General features: G+C 60.6%; 14 protein-coding genes, 1 tRNA gene and 1 pseudogene. 7 read left to right on the plus strand and 9 right to left on the minus strand.

All coding sequences use genetic code 11. The features are described 5' to 3' along the window. Positions 1 to 522: 522 nt before the first annotated feature. From I554_RS0109510 to I554_RS0109520, 3 genes are all read left to right on the plus strand, one after another. Entirely contained in the window at positions 523 to 1,008 is a 486-nt protein-coding gene (locus I554_RS0109510) for a (2Fe-2S)-binding protein (protein ID WP_024576641.1), read from the plus strand. Between the two features lie 82 nt (positions 1,009 to 1,090). Then, positions 1,091 to 3,445, plus strand: a complete 2,355-nt coding sequence (locus I554_RS0109515; RefSeq protein ID WP_024576642.1) for a xanthine dehydrogenase family protein molybdopterin-binding subunit — start codon at positions 1,091 to 1,093, stop codon at positions 3,443 to 3,445. 17 nt (positions 3,446 to 3,462) lie between these two features. Next, positions 3,463 to 4,263 (plus strand): xanthine dehydrogenase family protein subunit M, encoded by an 801-nt coding sequence (locus tag I554_RS0109520; protein ID WP_024576643.1) that lies wholly within the window; start codon positions 3,463 to 3,465, stop codon positions 4,261 to 4,263. Positions 4,264 to 4,330: 67 nt separating this feature from the next. Here the strand turns inward: I554_RS0109520 and I554_RS0109525 are convergent, their stop codons facing one another. Then, the gene (locus tag I554_RS0109525; RefSeq protein WP_024576644.1) at positions 4,331 to 4,747 is read right to left on the minus strand and encodes a DUF1236 domain-containing protein; all 417 of its coding nucleotides are present in this window, start codon (positions 4,745 to 4,747) and stop codon (positions 4,331 to 4,333) included. 251 nt (positions 4,748 to 4,998) lie between these two features. Here I554_RS0109525 and I554_RS0109530 point away from each other — a divergent pair, with 251 nt between their 5' ends. Then, positions 4,999 to 6,993 carry a DEAD/DEAH box helicase gene (locus I554_RS0109530; RefSeq protein WP_024576645.1) on the plus strand — a complete coding sequence of 665 codons (1,995 nt, stop codon included), beginning with the start codon at positions 4,999 to 5,001 and terminating at the stop codon, positions 6,991 to 6,993. Positions 6,994 to 7,083: 90 nt separating this feature from the next. Here the strand turns inward: I554_RS0109530 and I554_RS0109535 are convergent, their stop codons facing one another. Together I554_RS0109535 and I554_RS0109540 are read right to left on the minus strand one after the other, a co-directional pair. Next, positions 7,084 to 8,022, minus strand: coding sequence for an NAD(P)H-binding protein (locus I554_RS0109535; RefSeq protein WP_024576646.1), 939 nt, complete (start codon positions 8,020 to 8,022; stop codon positions 7,084 to 7,086). A 47-nt stretch (positions 8,023 to 8,069) separates the two neighbouring features. Continuing rightward, positions 8,070 to 8,306 carry a DUF2798 domain-containing protein gene (locus tag I554_RS0109540; protein WP_024576647.1) on the minus strand — a complete coding sequence of 79 codons (237 nt, stop codon included), beginning with the start codon at positions 8,304 to 8,306 and terminating at the stop codon, positions 8,070 to 8,072. Positions 8,307 to 8,378: 72 nt separating this feature from the next. Here I554_RS0109540 and I554_RS25965 point away from each other — a divergent pair, with 72 nt between their 5' ends. Then, positions 8,379 to 8,930 carry a TetR family transcriptional regulator gene (locus tag I554_RS25965; RefSeq protein ID WP_081710758.1) on the plus strand — a complete coding sequence of 184 codons (552 nt, stop codon included), beginning with the start codon at positions 8,379 to 8,381 and terminating at the stop codon, positions 8,928 to 8,930. 21 nt (positions 8,931 to 8,951) lie between these two features. Here the strand turns inward: I554_RS25965 and I554_RS26850 are convergent. Together I554_RS26850 and I554_RS0109555 are read right to left on the minus strand one after the other, a co-directional pair. Beyond that, positions 8,952 to 9,095 (minus strand): annotated as a pseudogene (locus I554_RS26850) (chromate transporter); the annotation flags it as partial. Positions 9,096 to 9,487: 392 nt separating this feature from the next. After that, positions 9,488 to 10,210, minus strand: a complete 723-nt coding sequence (locus I554_RS0109555; protein WP_024576649.1) for a Crp/Fnr family transcriptional regulator — start codon at positions 10,208 to 10,210, stop codon at positions 9,488 to 9,490. A 327-nt stretch (positions 10,211 to 10,537) separates the two neighbouring features. Between I554_RS0109555 and I554_RS0109560 the strand changes: the two genes are divergently transcribed. After that, entirely contained in the window at positions 10,538 to 13,693 is a 3,156-nt protein-coding gene (locus I554_RS0109560; RefSeq protein WP_024576650.1) for an adenylate/guanylate cyclase domain-containing protein, read from the plus strand. Between the two features lie 35 nt (positions 13,694 to 13,728). Here the strand turns inward: I554_RS0109560 and I554_RS0109565 are convergent, their stop codons facing one another. The 3 genes from I554_RS0109565 to I554_RS0109575 are packed head-to-tail and all read right to left on the minus strand — an operon-like array spanning position 13,729 to position 18,694. After that, positions 13,729 to 15,177, minus strand: coding sequence for a Dyp-type peroxidase domain-containing protein (locus I554_RS0109565; RefSeq protein WP_024576651.1), 1,449 nt, complete (start codon positions 15,175 to 15,177; stop codon positions 13,729 to 13,731). Between the two features lie 14 nt (positions 15,178 to 15,191). Continuing rightward, a complete protein-coding gene (locus I554_RS25970) occupies positions 15,192 to 17,219 on the minus strand; it encodes a hypothetical protein (protein ID WP_024576652.1) in 2,028 nt (675 codons plus the stop codon). Continuing rightward, positions 17,216 to 18,694: a cytochrome P450 gene (locus tag I554_RS0109575; protein WP_024576653.1), complete on the minus strand. Its 1,479-nt coding sequence runs from the start codon at positions 18,692 to 18,694 to the stop codon at positions 17,216 to 17,218. Before I554_RS0109575 ends, I554_RS25970 begins: the two co-directional genes overlap by 4 nt. A gap of 421 nt (positions 18,695 to 19,115) precedes the next feature. On the opposite strand from I554_RS0109575, the gene I554_RS0109580 reads away from it, so the two are divergent. Further along, on the plus strand, positions 19,116 to 19,385 hold the full coding sequence (locus I554_RS0109580; RefSeq protein ID WP_024576654.1) for a hypothetical protein: 270 nt from the start codon (positions 19,116 to 19,118) through the stop codon (positions 19,383 to 19,385). Between the two features lie 105 nt (positions 19,386 to 19,490). Here I554_RS0109580 and I554_RS0109585 read toward each other — a convergent pair. Next, a tRNA-Ser gene (locus I554_RS0109585) sits at positions 19,491 to 19,580 on the minus strand. Positions 19,581 to 19,616 lie beyond the last annotated feature (36 nt).

Below are 19,616 nucleotides of genomic sequence, written 5' to 3' on the forward strand. Positions count from 1 at the left end.
TGGAGCGCCGCAAGGCGATGCGCTTTCGGAAGACCATCGCCTCGCACGCGATGCCGGAAGCGAAACGATACAAAGGTGCGCCTTGCGGCGCTCCATGCCCCTCGTTTTGAGGGCGCGAACGAGGCAGGCCTCGCGCGCGCTGAGGGGGGCAAAACCAAAGCTCACCTCGCGCTGTTAGAGCGCGAGAGCGATGACGCGCGCCTTTCGTTGGCGCGAATGGGGCAGGCCCCACGCGCGCCTGCTGTTTGAAAATTGAATCTGGAAAATGACGATGAGCCGCTGAAGGCTGGTGAGAGATTGGGCATGCCATCGCAATCCCAAGTCCGCCATCACCGGACAATTCCTTTCGCATCTGCGAGATCAACACCGAGAGACATCGCGCATCGAACGCGACGCGCTTCACGCTCAGATGATCGTGCGATGACACCCGCGACGAAAATCGACGTTGCAAAGTTTTGCGCGCCGGTTGTTAATTAGAACAATTACAAAAAACGTTTTCTGGAAATCACTGGGGAGGTGCTTGTGTCTACAATCAAATTAACGGTCAACGGCAAGGCGGTCTCTGCCGATGTCGAGGATCGGACTCTGCTGGTCCATCTGCTGCGCGATCATCTCGGTCTCACCGGCACACATGTCGGATGCGACACCAGCCAGTGCGGCGCCTGCATCGTCCATATTGACGGACGCGCGGTGAAGTCCTGCACCACCCTGGTCGGCCAGGCCAATGGCGCCAATGTCACCACCATCGAAGGCATCTCGAAAGGCGACACCCTGCATCCGATGCAGGCCGCTTTCCGCGACAATCATGGCCTCCAGTGCGGCTACTGCACGCCGGGCATGATCATGTCGGCGATCGACATCGTGCAGCGCCATCCCGGCGGCCTCGACGAGGAAACCGTTCGTCATGAGCTCGAAGGCAACATCTGCCGCTGCACCGGATACCACAACATCGTCAAGTCGGTGCTCGACGCCGCCGGGCGCATGAAGGTTGCCGCCGCCGCGGAATGATCCGCGACGACTCAATAATCAGATGTGCAACTGCCCGCGCTGCTCGCGCGACCAAGGCAGCCCTTATGGAAAGGTCGGGATTATGAGTGTTGAAGGTATCGGCGCACGAGTCACGCGCAAGGAAGACAAGCGTTTCATCACCGGCAAGGGCAAATACACCGACGACGTCCGCCTTCATGGCATGACTTACGCGTCGTTCGTCCGCAGCCCGCACGCCCACGCGAAGATCAAAAGCATCAATGTCGACGCCGCCAAGGCCATGCCGGGTGTTGTTGACGTGTTGACCGGCCAGCAGCTTGTCGATGACAAGATCGGCAATCTGATCTGCGGCTGGATGATCCATTCCAAGGACGGCTCGCCTATGAAAATGGGTGCATGGCCGGCGATGGCGCAGGAAACGGTACGCTTCGTCGGAAACGCCGTCGCAGTCGTCATCGCAGAAACCCGCAATCAGGCGCGCGACGCGGCCGAGGCCGTCGAGGTGGATTACGAAGTTCTGCCGGCAGCCGCGGACATCCGCTCCGCCATCGCATCCGGCGCGCCGCAGCTTCACCCCGAAGCTCCCGGCAACGTCATCTATGACTGGAGCATCGGCGACGAAGCCGCCACCAACGATGCGTTCAAGAAAGCCGCCAACGTGGTGGCCATGGATATCACCAACAACCGGTTGGTGCCGAACGCGATGGAGCCGCGAGCGGCGGTTGCCGAATACGACTCGGCGGAAGAACATTTCACGCTCTATACGACATCGCAAAATCCGCACGTCGCCCGCCTCGTGCTGTCGGCGTTCTATAATGTCGCGGCCGAGAACAAGCTGCGCGTGATCGCGCCTGATGTCGGCGGCGGCTTCGGCTCCAAGATCTTCATCTATCCGGAAGAAATGGTGGCGCTGTGGGCCTCCAAGCGCACCGGCCGCCCGGTAAAATGGACATCCGACCGCACCGAGGCGTTCCTGACCGACGCACACGGACGCGATCACATCACCAAGGCCGAGATGGCCTTCGACAAGGACAACAAGATCATCGGCCTGCGGGTGAAAACCCACGCCAATCTCGGCGCTTACATGTCGCTGTTCTCGTCGTCGGTGCCGACCTATCTCTACGCCACGCTGCTCTCGGGCCAGTACAACATTCCGAACATCTATGCCGAGGTAGTCAGCGTCTACACCAACACCACGCCGGTCGATGCCTATCGCGGCGCGGGCCGTCCCGAAGCCAGCTTCGTGATGGAACGGTTGATGGAAACCGCGGCGCGGCAGCTCAAGGTCGATCCGGCCGAACTGCGGCGCAGGAATTTCATCACCAGCTTCCCGCATCAGACGCCGGTGATCATGGCCTATGACGCCGGCGACTTTAACGCGTCGCTCGACGCCGCGCTGAAAGCCATCGATTATGCCGGCTTCCCTGCACGCAAGGAGAAGGCGAAGAAGGAAGGCAAGCTGCGCGGCATCGGCTTCTCGTGTTACATCGAAGCCTGCGGCATCGCGCCCTCCAAAGCCGTCGGCAGCCTTGGCGCTGGCGTCGGGCTGTGGGAATCCTGCGAGGTGCGGGTCAACCCGGTCGGCACCATCGAAATCCTCACCGGCTCGCACAGCCATGGTCAGGGCCACGAGACGACGTTTGCCCAGGTGGTCGCGGACCGTCTCGGCATTCCGATCGGTCAGGTCTCCATCCTCCACGGCGACACCGACAAGGTGCAGTTCGGCATGGGCACTTACGGCTCACGCTCGGGCGCGGTCGGCATGTCCGCCATCGTGAAGGCGATGGAGAAGGTCGAGGCCAAGGCGAAGAAGATCGTCGCGCACCAGTTGGAAGCCTCCGAGAACGACATTGTCATCGAGAACGGTGAATTCAAAGTCACCGGCACCGACAAGGCGATCGCGCTGCCGATGGTCGCGCTCGCCGCCTACACCGCGCACAACCTGCCGGATGGCATGGAGCCCGGTCTGAAAGAGACCGCGTTCTACGATCCGACCAACTTCACCTTCCCCGCGGGCGCCTATGTCTGCGAGGTCGATGTCGATCCCGGCACCGGCAAGACCGATATCGTCAACTTCGTCGCCGCCGATGACTTTGGGCGCCTGATCAATCCGATGATCGTCGAAGGACAGGTTCACGGCGGCATCGCACAGGGCGTCGGACAGGCAATGCTCGAAGGCGCGGTCTACGACAAGAGCGGTCAGCTCGTGACGGCATCGTTCATGGACTACGCCATGCCGCGCGCCGACGACCTGCCCTCGTTCAAGATCTCGCACACAATGACGCCGTGCCCGAGCAACCCGCTCGGCATCAAGGGATGCGGCGAAGCCGGCGCGATCGGCTCAACGCCCGCGGTGATCAATGCGATCACCGACGCCATCGGAACCAACAAGCTTGAAATGCCAGCCTCGCCATCGCGGGTATGGCACGCGATCCATCAGCAACAGGCCGCAGAGTAAGGACGGGGAGACGCATCATGTACGAGACAACCTATCACCGTCCTTCAAGCGTCGATGACGCCGTGGCCCTTTTCAAGAAGGGCTCCGATTCGAAGTATCTCGCCGGCGGCCACACCTTGCTGCCGGTGATGAAGCAGCGCCTGGCCCAGCCGTCGGATGTGATCGACCTCGCCCGCATTCCGGGACTGACAGGCGTATCGGCCACCGCCGATGCGCTCGTCATCAAGGCGGCGACAACGTACTACGACATCCTCTCAAGTGCGGACGCCAAGAAGGCGATCCCCGCCATCGTGCATCTGACCTCGGTGCTCGGCGATCCCGCCGTGCGTTATCGCGGCACCATCGGCGGTTCGATCGCCAACAACGATCCGGCGGCGGATTTCCCCGCAGCCCTCGTGGCGCTCGACGCCACGGTGAAAACCAACAAGCGCAGCATCAAGGCGGATGATTTCTTCCAGGGCCTGTTCACCACCGCGCTGGAAGACGGCGAGATCATCACCGAGGTCTCGTTCCCGATTCCGGCGAAAGCGGCCTACGCAAAAATGCGTCACCCGGCTTCACGCTTCGCGCTCACCGGGGTCTTCGTCGCTAAAACGAAAGCAGGGGACGTGCGCGTTGCCGCCACCGGCGCTTCGCAAAACGGCGTGATGCGCGTCCCTGCCATCGAGGCGGCACTGAAAGCCAACTGGTCCCCCGGCGCCATCGACGGCGTGACGATTTCGGCTGACGGGCTGATGGAAGACATCCACGGTTCGGCCACTTACCGCGCCAACCTCATCAAGGTGATGGCGCAGCGCGCAGTTGCTGCGGCGGGCTGACAAGTCCGTCTGCAAAATAAAGGCCGCCCTGCGGGGCGGCCTTTCTGTTTTTACGAGAGATGGGAGCTTACTCGACGATCTGAACCACGCGACGGGTCCGCGGATCGACCAGCACCGTGCGGTCGTTCACCACCGTGTAGCGATAATCGCGGACGCCATACTCTTCTGGAATGTCGTAGTAGGTCACGCCTTCCTCTGGAAGAACGACACCGACGGCGAGATCGTTCTGATACCGATAGGATGGGCGACGCTGCTCGACCACGTAACTATGGAAGCGCGGGCGCTGATCGACGCCGAGAACGCCGGCCACGCCGCCGACAACACCACCAACGGTCCCGCCGACAATCGCCCCGACCGGCCCGCCCACGCGTTCGCCCTCGCGAGCCCCGCGTTCGACGCCGCCCGGAACACCCTGCGCCGAGGCTGCGGCCGGAATGAGCGCGCTCGCAGAAATCATCGCCAAAGCAATTATGGTTCTCTTCATGTCTAAAACTCCCGGTTAAGAATTCTCGGGAAGCACAAGTAGCTGGCAGCCTGATAGTTCCTGCCACGGTGGCCAGATCGCGGAATGGCCTTATTCTGATGGCAACCACCGCACTTATTGATGGCTCTTTGATCAAAACTGGCCTAAAGCACCCCCAATTCATCGATTTCTTTGAAACTGCCGGATGCGCGCACCGTGCGTGCATTGAGGCGTTTCTCATTCATGGCGACAACGCCAGCCAAGGTCTCAACGTGAAATCCCTGTCCGCAAGTCCCCCGCTCGCCCGCGCCCTGGCCGAGCGCAATTACAACGATGCAACGCCGGTTCAGACCGCCGTCCTCGCCGCCGATGCCATTGGCCGCGACCTTCTGGTGTCTGCGCAAACCGGCTCGGGCAAGACTGTCGCCTACGGGCTCGCGATCGCCAACGACATGATGGGCGATGCCGAACAACTGCCGCGGGCAAGTGCGCCACTCGCGTTGATCGTCGCACCGACACGCGAACTGGCGTTGCAGGTTCACCGTGAACTGGAATGGCTTTACGCCTATGCCGGTGCGCGCGTCGTCTCCTGTGTCGGCGGCATGGACCCGCAGCGCGAGAAACGCGAGCTGGAAGCAGGTGCGCATATCGTGGTCGGTACGCCGGGGCGGCTGTGCGATCACATCCGCCGCAAGCGCCTCGACGTCTCCGAACTGAAAGCCGTCGTGCTCGACGAAGCCGACGAGATGCTCGATCTCGGCTTTCGCGAGGACATGGAGTTCATCCTCGAGACCACGCCGGACACACGGCGGACGCTGCTGTTCTCCGCGACCCTGCCGCGCACGATTCTCTCCATCACCAAGCAATATCAGAACAACCCCTTCCGCATCGAAGTGGCTGGCGGCGACGGCGGCCACGCCGATATTGAATATCGCGCGATCCGTATCGCGCCGGGCGACGTCGAACATGCCGTCGTCAATGTGCTTCGGTTTTTCGAGTCCCCCAGCGCGATCGTGTTCTGCAACACCCGCAACGCGGTAAACCATTTGCAGGCCGCGCTGCTTGAGCGCGGTTTCTCCGTGGTCGCGCTGTCCGGTGAACTGACCCAGAACGAGCGAACCAAGGCACTGCAATCCCTGCGCGACGGACGCGCGCGGGTCTGCGTCGCCACGGACGTTGCGGCGCGCGGCCTCGACCTGCCCAGTTTAGGCCTCGTCATTCATGCCGACCTGCCGAACGATCCCGAAGTGCTGCAGCATCGGTCGGGCCGCACCGGACGCGCAGGCAAGAAGGGCATCAGCGTGATGCTGGTGATCCCCGCACGCAAACGACGCGCCGAATTGCTGCTGAACATGGCGGGCATCGATGCGGTATGGGGCACTTCTCCCACCGTGGAGGAAATCCGCGCGCTCGACCAGCAGCGTATGCTGCAGGACGCGCTGTTTGGTGAAGCGACCACCGAAGACGATCTCGTTCTGGCGCGCGCACTGCTCGCCGAGCGTTCGGCTGAAGACATTGCAGCGGCGTTGGCGCGGCTCTATCGCTCGCGCCTGCCCTCGCCCGAAGACATTCTCGATCCCGGCCAAGGCGGGGCGCGCTCGCGCGAGGATCGCGGCGCAAGGCGCGACAGCCGCGAGTCGCGCGGCGACGACCGCGCACCGCGCGCGAAGTCGAAATCACGGGGCGAGATGCCGGAAGGCAGCGTGTGGTTCCGCGCCGCCATCGGTCGCAACAAGAATGCCGAGGCGCGCTGGCTTCTGCCGATGATCTGCCGCCGCGGTGGAATCGGCAAACAGGACATCGGCGCCATTCGCATCTTCGACGGCAGCACCGAATTCGAGATTTCAGCAACCGCGGCCGATGAATTCGCCGCGAAGATCAAGCGCCCCGACAAGGAAGACAATATCCGCATCGAGGCGCTTCCGAACGGACCACAGGGCGACAGCGGCACGTTTGAAAAACGTCCGCGCAAGCCGCCGCACAAGGACAAGGATCTCGGCGCCAAGCCGCGCCGTAATGACGAGCCTCGTTACGACGCGAAACCTCGTTACGACGACAAGCCGCGCTTTGAGGACAGACCCCGCTACGACAAACCCAGGCACAGCGGAAAACCTCAGCGGGACGATGCCCGCCGGTTCGAGAGTCCGCCTCCGCGCGGCAAAGGCCCGAAGCCTGGCAAGAAAGCCGACCGCCAGGATTGGCCCGATGTCGAGAGGCCGACGTTCAACAAAAAGCCGAAGAAAAAGAAACACCGCAAGGGCGCGTAAAACTTGACGCTTGCGATCATCCATCTCGCGCATCACTGACGGGCTCGTCCAGGAAGCCCGTCAGGTAAGGCGCCACGCTCGCTGAGAGTTTCACGAATGCGCAGGTTCCCGCGGTTTGAACTCAGCCGCATGGAGCTTCACGAAGTCGCGCATGCTCGTCGGTGGCTTGCCGGTGAGCTTGCGCATGGTGTCCGTCATGCGATCGTAACGTCCCTGCCGGGTCAACTCGACCATCGCCGAAAGATGGCTGACGACGTGCTCAGGAAACCGCGCCTGCCGAAGACCTTCGCTCCACGCCGGGAGCGGGACGTCGCGATATCGGATAGGCCTGCCGAGCGCCTCTGAAAAAATGCGCGCATAATGGTCCAGATCGGCCGATTCCGGCCCTGTCAGATCGTAGATCTGTCCGATATGCGGTGCGGGGTCGTCGAGGATTGCTGCCACCGCGCTTGCCACATCGACTGCAGAGATCGGCGAAATCTTGCCGCCTCCCATCGGCAGCATCAATGCGTCCGAGGTCCGCACGCTAACGCCGGCAAGGACAAGAAAGAAGCCTTCGAAAAAGACTGTCGGCCGCACCGTGACAACCGGCAGTCCCGACCAGGACAGAGCCTGCTCCGCGAGCCAATGCAGCTTGTGCTGAGGGCTCTCGGTGCTCTCGTTGATACTCATTTGCGAGACCGTCATCTGCGACATGTTCACGAAAGCCTCGACGCCGTGGTGGCGCGCCACCGCAGCGGTGTTGATCGTGGCTTCCAGGTAGGCCGCCGAGACAGACATTCCGAAATAGATCCGCCCGCAACCTTCGATGGCGCGGTGCATCGAGTCGAGGTTTGTCAGGTCGCCTTTTACGACCTCTGCACCGAGCCGCCGCAGGACGTCGGCGCGCTCGTCCTCACGGCGAACCAGGGCGCGCACCTTGTGCCCCTTTGCGAGCAGGAATTCGGTGACGTTGCGGCCGACGCCGCCTATGGCGCCGGCTGCGCCGGTCACGAGGATTGGTTTGTTGAGTTTGTATTTCGTCGTCATGATGCTGACCTTGGATTACGTTCAAAAATGCGAACTGGGGCGATACGTTAGCGCGTCGGCACTCCGGCCTGCCGCATGACGAAGCGCTGGATCGGTGGGATGAGGATCATCAACATCGGTACGATTGCGACGTAGCTCGTTGCCGCGGCCTTCAGCCAACGGAACGCGAAATCGGGCTGGAAGCCATAGTTCAAGGCGAGACCGATGAACGACATGCTGGTCGAGGTGATCAGGCCGGTGATCAGGGAGATCGTGGGTCCGATCAGTTTGGGGGGAAGGGCCATTTGCCTGCTCCTGGGGATGGGTTATTATTTAAACGACGTATAACTTATACAATGTAAAAGCAATAGGACCCGATGCCACGAACCGCCGATCCGGAGCTACCTCACAAAATCTTGAGGGCCGCCGACGCCCTGTGGCAGTCAGGCGGCGAGGAAGCGGTAACGATCCGCGGCGTGGCGGCGAAAGCGGCGACCACGACGCCGACGGTCTATAGCCATTTCGCCGACCGGGAGGCGCTGCTGAAGGCATTGCGCACGCTCGCCTTTCAGCGCTTCTCGGCCTATCTCGCAAAATCGCGCGACTTCCGGGACGCGTGCGTGCGACATCTCGAATTCGGCACCAGCCACCCTCGCGATTATGAATTGCTCTACGGGCGCGGCTGGATGGAGCGTGTCACAACAGATGCGCAGGGGGCAGAGATCAAACGATACACCGCCCATCTCGTGCGCGCCGGCGTGGATGAAAGCAGGGCCGCGAACGTCGCGTATCCTGTCATGATGATGCTGCACGGCGTGGTGATGCATCGGCTCCTGAACAAGAAGCCGAGCCCCTTGGGCCGGACGATTGCTGCGGCCTGTCTAGAAGCCTGCATGACGCTGCTCGAAAGCGCGCGGCAGCGGAAATAATCGAGGCCTTCTTTGCCGGGTTTATCCAAGCACCCCGGCGAAGTGAAGCGCAACGCCTGCCGCCGCGCAGGCGGCAAGGGTCTGCAACAGACCGGCATTGAAGCGGAATATCGCAACCGCCGCGGCGACGGAAAGTGCAAGCGCCCATGGGTCGACGCTGGTGAGCGGCAATCTGTGACTTGGTTCACATACCGCCACAGGGATTGGGGTTACTGAGTTGCCTTTCGTTAAAGGAGGCAACCATGCACACCCCGACAGGAGAACTGACCCATTCCGGGTTGGGCAGTCGACGGAACTGGACGGCATGCTGGAGATGGTCTGTTTCAGTCCTGGCCCTCGAATTCGCCTTGGTCATGGCCCTGATCGGATTCGCGGTAAGCTCGCGCTCAACCTCGCCTGTAAAGGCATCCTCGCAAGTCGAACAGGCGCAACAGACCCCGGCTGCTGCCCGCAAGGCATGCCCACTGGGTCACGCCCAGAAAACACGAAGTCTATGATGGCCGATCGCTGACCGATCCAGCCTCTTCTCGTTGACGCCTGTCCTAAGCTCCAGCGCGTCAATCCTGCGACCGTTCCGCCATACCCTTCAACGAATCGACGTCGATAACGGTGATCGATCCCCGCTGAAGGCGGACCAGCTTCCGGTCAGCCCATTCGTGCAGTTGCTTGTTGACGCTTTCTCTCGACATACCGAGCATCTCGCCAATTTCTTGCTGCGTGATGGTGATTTTTCTGTCCAGCGCAGCGCCCGGCCTGTCGATCAGCCGGATGAGCGCCTTGGCGAGCCTGCCTGACAGGTCGGGAAATATGACTTGCTCCACATGCTCGCTGATCCAGCGCAAGCGGACACAGAGCAGTTCTATCACCTTTGTTGCCAGCACCGGCTGGCTGGCCAGCAAGGCCAGAAAGTCCCTCCGATCAATGACAAACAACTCGCAGTCCGCGTTCGCAATCGCATCGGCGGTCCTGGCAAGACCATCGAGAACCGCGATCTCCCCAAACATCTCCCCTGCATCAACCATATTGAAAATGGCGCCGCGGCCGTCGGCGGACGAGACGCCGATTTTCACCGTGCCGCTGATAATGAAAAAGAGACTTTGGCCACGATCCCCTTTTGCAAAAATTGTCGCGCCACGTTTGAACGTTCTCTTTTTGGCATAGTGGCACAGTTGATCCAGCGCCTCAGTGCCGAGGTCGCGAAACAGCGGATGGTTGCGCAGGACCCTCGTCTTGTCGGCGGCGGATCGGGCTGTTGCTGGCGTGTCGTCGTCCTGAAGCATCGGCGTATGGCCTGGTTACAAAATGAATAAATTTCTTCCGTTCGGCGAACCTCGCGGTCGCCGAAATGGAGCAATGCAAGCTTCGTTGAAATTTCAACCAAATGCAGCTTCGAAGCTACGCCCTCTATACCACAATCGCGGTATCCCCTTGGCCTCCGGCCCATTTTTTGGGCGTCCGAAACCAGCCAAGGGGCGGGTTCATCTTGCTATTGCCGAAGGAACCCTTAAACCTAGCGTGGGCTCAAAAACTGCGGGGCTGCCATGATTACAGGGCAGCGTGGCTTGATCGGCGGCACGGATCATCGCTGTAGCTACTGCGGTTTCGTTATGGAACCGACAGCCCGGTTTTGCGGCGGCTGTGGACGCCCAAAAGCCCGCTCCAGCGACACGGCGTCGCACGCGCTTTCCTTCCTGCAATCGAACATACCCACAGACCTTGCCGATCGCATCCTGCGCTCGGGCGGAGCGATGCTCGGTGAGCGCAAGCACGTCACGGTCGTTTTTGCAGATGTCCGCGATTCAACGGCCCTGATCGATCATCTCGATCCCGAGGAGGCGCTACAGGTTCTCGGCCCCGTCCTTAAAACCTTGATGGATGCAGTCCACCATCACGATGGCTTCGTGAACCAGACACTCGGCGACGGGATCATGGCGCTGTTCGGCGCTCCAATCGCGCGGGAAGACCACGCCGTGCAGGCGTGCAGCGCGGCGCTCGCGATGCGGACCGCCGTCGGCGAACTCAATCAAAGGACCGGACGGGATATCGCCATCCGTATCGGCATGAATTCCGGTGAAGTCGTCATCCATTCGATCGGCAACAACCTGGCGATGAACTATGACGCAGTCGGAAAGAGCGTCCATCTGGCTGCACGAATGGAAGAGCTTGCTGCACCAGGCAAGATTCTGCTGACCGCGGCGACCCATGACCTTGCGAAGGGCTTTGTAACGGTTCAGCCGCAGGGATTTGTGGATGTAAAAGGCGTCTCCGAAGCGGTTGAAGTTTTCGAACTCACGGCCATACGGATCAGAACACGATGGCAGGTCCGGTCTGCACGCGGTCTCAGCGTTCTCGTGGGCCGCCAGAACGAGCTGCGCAGCCTGAGAGGCGCGCTTGAGAGTGCCGCAGCCGGAAATGGACAGTCGGTGAGCATTGTTGGCGCAGCCGGACTGGGAAAGTCCCGTCTGATACACGATTTTATCCGGAATGTTTCCGACGAATGGACCGTTCTTGAGACCGCCTGCCCCTCGCAGCGAACGAGTTCAAGCTATTACCCCATCGGCCTGTTGATCAGAGCGATGTTCGGGGTTGGCATCGATGACAGTCCCGAGACCGTCATTGGCCGCGTCAGGGAAGGCATTGGACGGCTGGGCAACAATCTGTCGGGTTTTCTCCCTCCTATTCTCTCGTTGCTGGATCTCAACGCAGACGATGAAGAGTGGAAGAAACTGGAGCCGTCCGAGCGGCGGCTCAAGACCATGGAAGCCGTCAGATCGCTGGTTATTCACTACACGCGGTCGAATCCCTCTGTCATTCTGGTCGAAGATCTTCACTGGGCCGACGCCGAGACGAAGCTCATCCTGCAAAATCTGGCCGGGGCGCTGGACGGGACACGGGCCCTCCTTATCGGAACGCAGCGTCCCGAGGGCGGATCGCTGGATCGCGGCACGACCTGCCTCGACCTGTCACCGCTTGACGACGAAACTTCTCACCAGCTGATGGACTGGCTGATGGGAGACGACAGCAGCCTCAGCCCGTTAAAGCGGAGAATACTGGCGCAGTCCCAGGGTAACCCGCTGTTCATGGAAGAACTGGTCCAGACGCTCAAGGAAACGGGATTTCTTCGGGGTCAGCCGGGCAACTATCAGGCCGTCAAACGGAGCGGCCGCGCGGAAATTCCACAAACCATTCATTCGGTGCTCGCGGCCCGCATTGACCTTCTGGACGGATTTCCAAAGTCGCTGCTCCAGACGTCAGCCGTCATCGGCATGGAGATTTCCGTCGCCCTGCTCTCGGAAATGCTGGACGTCACCCCTGCAGAAATTTCCGGCGAACTTCGAACGCTGGAGGCTGCCGATTTTCTCCGGAAGATCAGAAGCACCACGTCGGCCGATTATTCATTCAAACACGAACTCACACGTGAAGTTGTATATGGCACGATGCTGCTGGGCCTTCGACGCTCGCTTCACGCCAAAGCCATCGACATCATTGAAACGCGATTTCCCGATCGCCTTGACGAGTACATCGATCGGCTTGCCGACCATGCGTTCAAAGCCGAGCTTTGGGAAAAGGCCGTCCCTTATCAGCTGCGCAGTTGCCGGCGCGCCGTCAAACGCGGTGCCAATCAGGACGCTATCAGCATCTACGAGCGCGGCCTGGAAACCCTGTCACATCTGGCGGACTCTTCCGCCAAGATCAAAGCCGAAATCGATTTCCGCCTGACGCTGGTGATTGCGCTCGAACCGCTCGGCAAGCATCGCCAGATCGCAGACGTCTTGCGCGAGGCGAGCCGTCTGGCCGACGCTTCGGGAGACCCCCTGCGCACAACCGCGGTCAACTGTCAGCTTGCCGTAGCGTTGTGGCGACTCGGAGAGCACGCGCCCGCGATGGCGGCCGCCGAAATGGCAAGCCGCATCGCGGACAAGATCGGCGATCCATCGCTCCAGTTTGCTTCACTTCTCATTGTCGGCATTGTTCATCACGAACTCGGCAATTTCGCCACATCAATCGAGATGCACGAGAAATGCATTGCGATCGAAACCCCCGAGCTTGACCAGAAGCGCGCCGGCTGGGCTGCCTATCCCAGTGTCCTTCTGCGAACCTTCATGGCGGATTCCCTGATTGAACTTGGCGACCTTCCCCGCGCGGAAAGTGTGGCGGAGGACGCCAGCAGGCGCGCCGAAATCCTGGATCACGCCTATTCTCGTGCCAACATTAATCATGTGCTCGGCCGGTTGCGAACATCTCAGGGACGGCATGCCGAGGCGCTCCCCCTATTGCGCGAAAGCTGGCAGACCTGTCTCGATCTCGAAATGGTCCAGATGTATCCGGTGTTCGCAGCCCGCATGGGTGAGGCTCATCTTGCAACGGGCGACATCGAGACCGCCCTCAATATCCTGTCGATCCCTGAACGGCTCGACGTGCCGCTGGCGGAGCATTCGTTCGGCTGGCGCTATCTTTTCATCGCACAAGGCCGGGCCCTGCTCGCTGCGGGCCGTCTTGCGGAGGCGCAGGCTGCAGCCGAGCGCGCCCTGGCGCTTGCAGAACAGCGCGGAGAACCGCCGCAGCAGGCCTATGCGACACATCTGCTCGGTGAAATCGCGCGCGCCGGCAATCCGCAGAATCGCACCTTGGCAAACACCTACTTCAAGCGTGCGCTCATGTTCGCAGAAAAATGCGGCATGAAAGCCATGATGGCTGCCTGTCGCCATGCGATGGAGAACACAGCCGATCGAAACAAAGAGCCCAGCATCGCGGACAGATAGAACGCTTCGCACTCTCCGGCCTGCTTCGGCTGAATCTACCTTGCCAGCGCGCGAACGGCTTCAATCCCCGGCAGGAAAAAGTAGGCGCCACCGCGGACCCGGACGAACGGGCGCGAACGATCGATATGGTGGTTGTTCGGCCGATCCTGAATGCTGGCTACGTCCCCGGGGCAACTGAAATGTCCAAGCGGATCTGTACCGGCGTAAAGACCACCGAAGTGCGTGTTGTTAAGCCATGAATGCTGGATCATCTCGAATTGCCCGGCAATATCCGCGTTGAGGGCGATGAATGACATTCCACGCGCCGCCTCCCCGTTTGCACCGTCTTCGGAAAGTCTTTCTCCATAGGGCCTGCCGCGCCTGATGATACGATGCATCTTTGAAAGTCGCAGGGCTGTATCTGCATCCGGACCGATCGTGTCTCGCGGATTCGCGCGGCGGATGTGAGCGCCGATCGGGCATGCCATCCCGAAGCGATCTTCGAAGTGGTAGAGAAAATCATTGCGCGGCGACGCACCCGCCCGCCGCTCGATCGGAACCAAGGGATGGCCCTGGCGCGTTCGCCCGACAAGCTGCGAGGCAATCATTTCCTGCGCCGGCTCATCGGTTCGCCCATAAACGCGCTCAGCCGTCTTCGCGACGAACTCATTGAAAGCCGGCACGTCCTGCTCCAGCTGCCGGAACACGAGGTATGTTCCGTTATGCCGAATGTCTACGCTCCCTTCAGCCTTCACACCGGAAACGTCGAAGATGCTGGAGCGGCGCTCGTTCTTGTAACCAAGGACGAATTCACCGGGCTTGACGAGAAGAATCCGCCTCTCCTCCGGAGTCAGCCTTTTGTTGTGGTCGTTATCGCTGGTTCGCTTCCTTCCGTTTCTTGTCGTCCTCGGAGAGCCCTCAATCAGCGGCTGTGAAATGCCGTCTGTAAATCCAAAGTGCTCCTTGCGATCGTCGTAGATCCGGCCGCCGATGATCAGCGGCTTGCCATTCCGCCGCACTGCCGGCGCAGCAACGTCCCCCATGGCCTCGATCTCGGCATCGACGAACGATCGCAGCTTCGTTTCGTCGGCCGCGTAGAGCAACAGCATTCCGTCGATGCTCTGACTCTCTTTCCAGCCGCCCCATTCCCAAAATTCAGGCGAACTGTCGCCTGTATCTCCGAGAACATTCGACCGGCGTGGAAACTTCGTTTCCGCAGTCGGCTTCGGGGCCATCCCTTCGAGAAACTCGAGAGAGAAGTCATTCAGCACCTTCTCACTGACGCGAAGATGCTCCAGGCCATGCGCCGTCAGCGCAAGGTTGATCGCCTGTTGACCTCCGCTCGCCGTCGCGCGCGTGAGCCGATCTGACAGCCGCCGGAGCCATTTCTTCGCGACTCCAATCTCGCCCGGCACGAAGTGCCAGAAGACGTAAGCGGAAAACGGCAGTTTCGGATAACCGCTCAGCACCAGCCTCTGAACGTCATCCCATTCAACCTTCTCCATGGCAGCGACCCATATCAGAGGCTCCGGAATATCGTGTCGGTCTCGCTGTAGTTCAGCGGCTTGAACAGCGATTGTCTCAGCTCGGTGTTGGCATTGACATTGATGACACTGAGCGTGGGATACGCGCTGTACCAGGCAATCGTCTCAACCTGGCTTTGACGGACATAGGCCTTGAAAGGCTGCTCGGCTTGCGCGCCTCTCCAGAAGAGAAATTTCGACGCGGGGAACCCGTAGGATTTTCCGTCCGCTGTGACAAACGTGTTCGACCAGATGGCATTGAGGCCCTTGACCGCCGCCAGATCGATGAACTCGTTGAGATAGCTTTCCCACGCTCCGCCATAATTATCGAGAAACAGGAGCCGCTTGCCGCCGTCAATCATCACCCACCGTGCCGACAGGATCGTCGGTATGCCGCCGAGCTCGCCGCGATTGAACCAGAAACGCGACAGCAGATTGATGGCAAACAGCGCGAGGCGCAGCAGCCAGCATCGAATGAAGCCCGGCTTCACAGACGTGATGCTGGCCAGATGATTCTGATACCGGTTGATACCACCTTCCTCGCGGACATACTTCCGGGCGTTCTCCCGGGCACGCGCGATGAGTCCGGCCGGCTCGGAAAAATTGCGCCTATCCCTGATCTCAAGCGTTCGTATGAGCCCGAAGATAAAAAGCCCAATGACATAATAGGCCAGGATGCCGATGAGGCCGTAAGCCACGGTGACAAGCACGGCAAAAACGATCGACCGCGCGATTGTCGCGATCTGCTCGCTGACGGCAAACGGCAGGTGACGCGCGATGAGCAGAACGCCAACCGCGATCACGATAACCATCGCGAATCTGTCCAGATCAAGCAGCAGCCGCCGGACATTCTCACGAACGGCATCATATGGCCGAAGCTGAACGGCAAGCTTCAGGGATGTTGCCCAGTAGTTCAGAACCGCCAGGAGCAACACGACAATGACGAGACGGCCAATCGCCGCCCAGAGACCGGGCTGCACTGCGCCGCCAGATCGAACCGCGGTCATTCCCGAAATGACGGCCAGCACAACAGAGCCAGCAAGAAAGACGATCAGCGCGTATCTGACGATCACCGCGATCTGCAACGGAAAGCGGTTGATAAAGAGCTGATCGTGAGGATTCCTGGTCCAACTGGTCAGGAAGAGCTCAAAGATGCGGACGATCAGCCACACGCCAGTCAACGCAATCAGGGTATGAAGGATCGCGGGCTCGATCGTGATGTGGCTGGCAATCCACGGGAACCACGACACCATAAAGTTGCCGATGCTTGCCCCGATGCGGCTCACATGCTCGAACGCCCGAACGATATGGCCGTGCAGCACAAACGGCCCCCAGGAGAACAGCGCACCTACAGCGATGCCGGTCGCGCAGACCACAACCAATGCCGCAATGACGGCGGCAGCAACGATCAGCGGACGCTGCCGTATCTCCCAAGGCGTCGGCGCAATTTGTTCGGCCCAGCGATTGTCGTCCTGCCCGCGAATGACATGGCGTCGCACCTCGTCGAGAAGTCCCACCGAGCGCGCGGGGATGGCATCACCCGGCCGGCATCGTTTTGAAAGGAACGTGACAATATCGCGACGGAGAAGACTCTCGCCCTGAATTTGCGCCACCGTGCGACCCGGACTGCCGCTAAAGAAAGTGTTCGCGCCGACATCATGGTTCACAAGATATTCTGCAATCAGGAGAGGCGCGGCGAGCCCGGAAACCGGATAGTCCGAACAATGCCGATAGGTCTCATGCATGCCTTGCGGCGCGATCTTCAGCAACTCATTCAGAAAGTCCTCTCTGGACCCGTCGAAGGTCGCCTCGAATACGAGGCTGGGAGCGAATTCGCCGTCGGCATCGAGGATGACAAAACTGCAGAAGTGCAGGCTTGCGATCTTGTCGAACCGGAACAACGGTCTGCACTCCATCAGGTCGCCGGAAAGGCGCGGCTCGGCGTTGTCGCGCAGATGCTGACGGCACGCGTCCACGCGGCCGGGGTCGAGCGGCGTGATGATCGTTGTGTAGTTCGGGCTCACCGTTTCTGCGCCCCGGTGGTTTGCGTGTTGAATGTGAGGACGAATGAGTATGGCGCCGGCCCTTCGTAGCGGATCTGGCCATCGGAACCGGGCGCGCGCGCGAGGCCGGGCAGACGGAGCAATGCCCGCGCCATCTCCATGAGAGCGCTCTCGGCAACGTATCTGCCGAAGCAGCGGCGCTCGCCGTCGCCAAAATGAATGTAATTCTTCAGCGGCCGCTGCGGATCGAACCGCGACGGGTCTGAAAATGCATCGGGATCGAACATGGCGGCCAGTGGCGCCGCCAGAACGCGTGCGCCCGCCGGCACGATGCGCACGCGCCTGGTTCCGTTTGCGACGATTGTTTCGCGTGGACAATCGCGCACGAGCAGGGGCAGCATCGGCCGGAACCGGAGCGCCTCATAAATGTAGTGTGTCAGCGCCTCGCGGGACTTCGCCACACGCTCCGCCGCGAAACGCCGATCACTGTCCGATGCTCCGCTCGCGAGGCGCTGTTCTTCCGCTTCCGCATGATCGAGCGCGATGGCCAGCTTCTGCGCTTGCCGCAAGGCATCGGGCCGGGCCACGAGCTGATCGACCATCTGCGAGGTCCCGCGAACCACCGTTGCAAGACCGGTCGCAACCAGACCGGTCAGGTATCGCCGTATCCAGTCTTCATCGAACCACTTTGGCGTGCCGCCGGCATGCAGCAGCGCCGTCAGGCGCGTCAGCAGATTGTCGGGAAGTTCGCCTTGGCGTGACGCGCTGATTGCCGACCTGACAACCGCAATCTGCTCCAGCAGCTGCTGCGTCAGGGCAGCCATATCGTCGCGCGATTCGATCCACGGATTTGAACCGACCGGAGGATTGACCATGATAATCCCGGCCAGGTTACGCGTGGCGCGCGCCATGCGGCGCTTGTCGTTTTTCAGCGGAGCAACGCCGAAATAGTCGGCGGCAATGCGAATGACCGCGGGCTCCGCAAGCTCGGCGACCATGTCGATCCGGCCGTTATTGGCAGCGGTTATCCGCTCGCGGCATTCTTCAGCGACCACTTTCCTGATTGTCTGCGGATCGATCTCCCGCCTGACCACACTCTGAAGCAACCCCCGCTCGCGCGCGTGTTGCTCGCGCCAGTCAACCGTCATCAGAAACGGACCCCACGGCATCCCCGGATCGATCACCTCGCCCAGTGTGAAGTCATCGAAGCGCCCGAGAACCTCTCGAACATCGCTCATCTTGGTGAGAACGACGAGCTTGCCGAAGATCGAAATCGGACGCACACGGCGCAGCAGCGTGAAGACAAGCTTGAGAAGCCAGAGATGGCAAAAGATGTAGGAGCTGAACCGGTAGCTCGCCCTTTGCCGGGCAAGCGAGATTCTTTGCAACAATCGGGTCAGTACGCCGCCATCGGTCGCCCGCCTTTCGCGGCGAGGAGCCGCAGAGGAATGGCGATGTGGACCTTCGATCATTGAATCAGGAACGTGCGTGCTCATGACGACATCCCGCAATTATCGCTGGCAATGAACGCGCTAAAAATCTGGATCGGCAATCGATTGGTCTGCGCAGTCGACAGCAAGATATCATCTCCACCAGAGGACGACCAACACTTAGAGATTGATCCGTGAGAAGCAGATGGCACGGTTTCCGGAGGGCAAAAACATCGGCGTACACTCTGCAAATCTTCAATGACGCCAACACCTTGGGGGATATCGGCGCGCGGCGCTCCGATAGAGCTCGATTGCCTCTCGCTCTTGAAAAATAGCCGCTCGGGGTGGCTGTCGAATGTGAGCTCGCTCACATTCGCCGCGCAGTTTCTGCCGCGGCGAGATGATGGAATTTTGCGATCTGTGGGTCAGGTCACAGACAGATTCGCACCCTTGTTGAAGGGTTCATGGCAGCCAATAGGAGGCTGCCATGAAAAACAGGCTCAGCTACAGCACCCGCCGCTTCGTCTTCATCGTTGGCGCATTTTGCGCTTATGGATTACTGGCCGGCGGCCTGATCATTCTCAACGCGAACAACCCGCACGCCAAAGGCGAAGCCACTTTCGATACCGCGACCATGGATTTTCCGTCATCGAACGCGGCGCCGGCTGCAAGGGCGGCGATAGCCGCGCTTCCCATTCAGGAGCTTCACCGCAAGACGACAAACCTTCCCGTTGAAGTTTTTGCCGATCCGAACTGACGCCAGCTGCCGCCGGATGCACCGTGCGACACTCGCCCTATGCATCCGCGCGCAGGCGGGGGACCTTGAGTCGCAAAGCCGGGAGTTCTGGCGTTCAGGGAATTTTGGCGGAGAGGGAGGGATTCGAACCCCCGATAGGCTTGCACCTATGCCGCATTTCGAGTGCGGTGCATTCGACCACTCTGCCACCTCTCCAGGTACCAAAACGGCGGTTTCCGCCGGGTCGCGGGC

This window comes from Afipia sp. OHSU_II-C1 (assembly GCF_000497575.1).
Lineage (GTDB): Bacteria > Pseudomonadota > Alphaproteobacteria > Rhizobiales > Xanthobacteraceae > Afipia.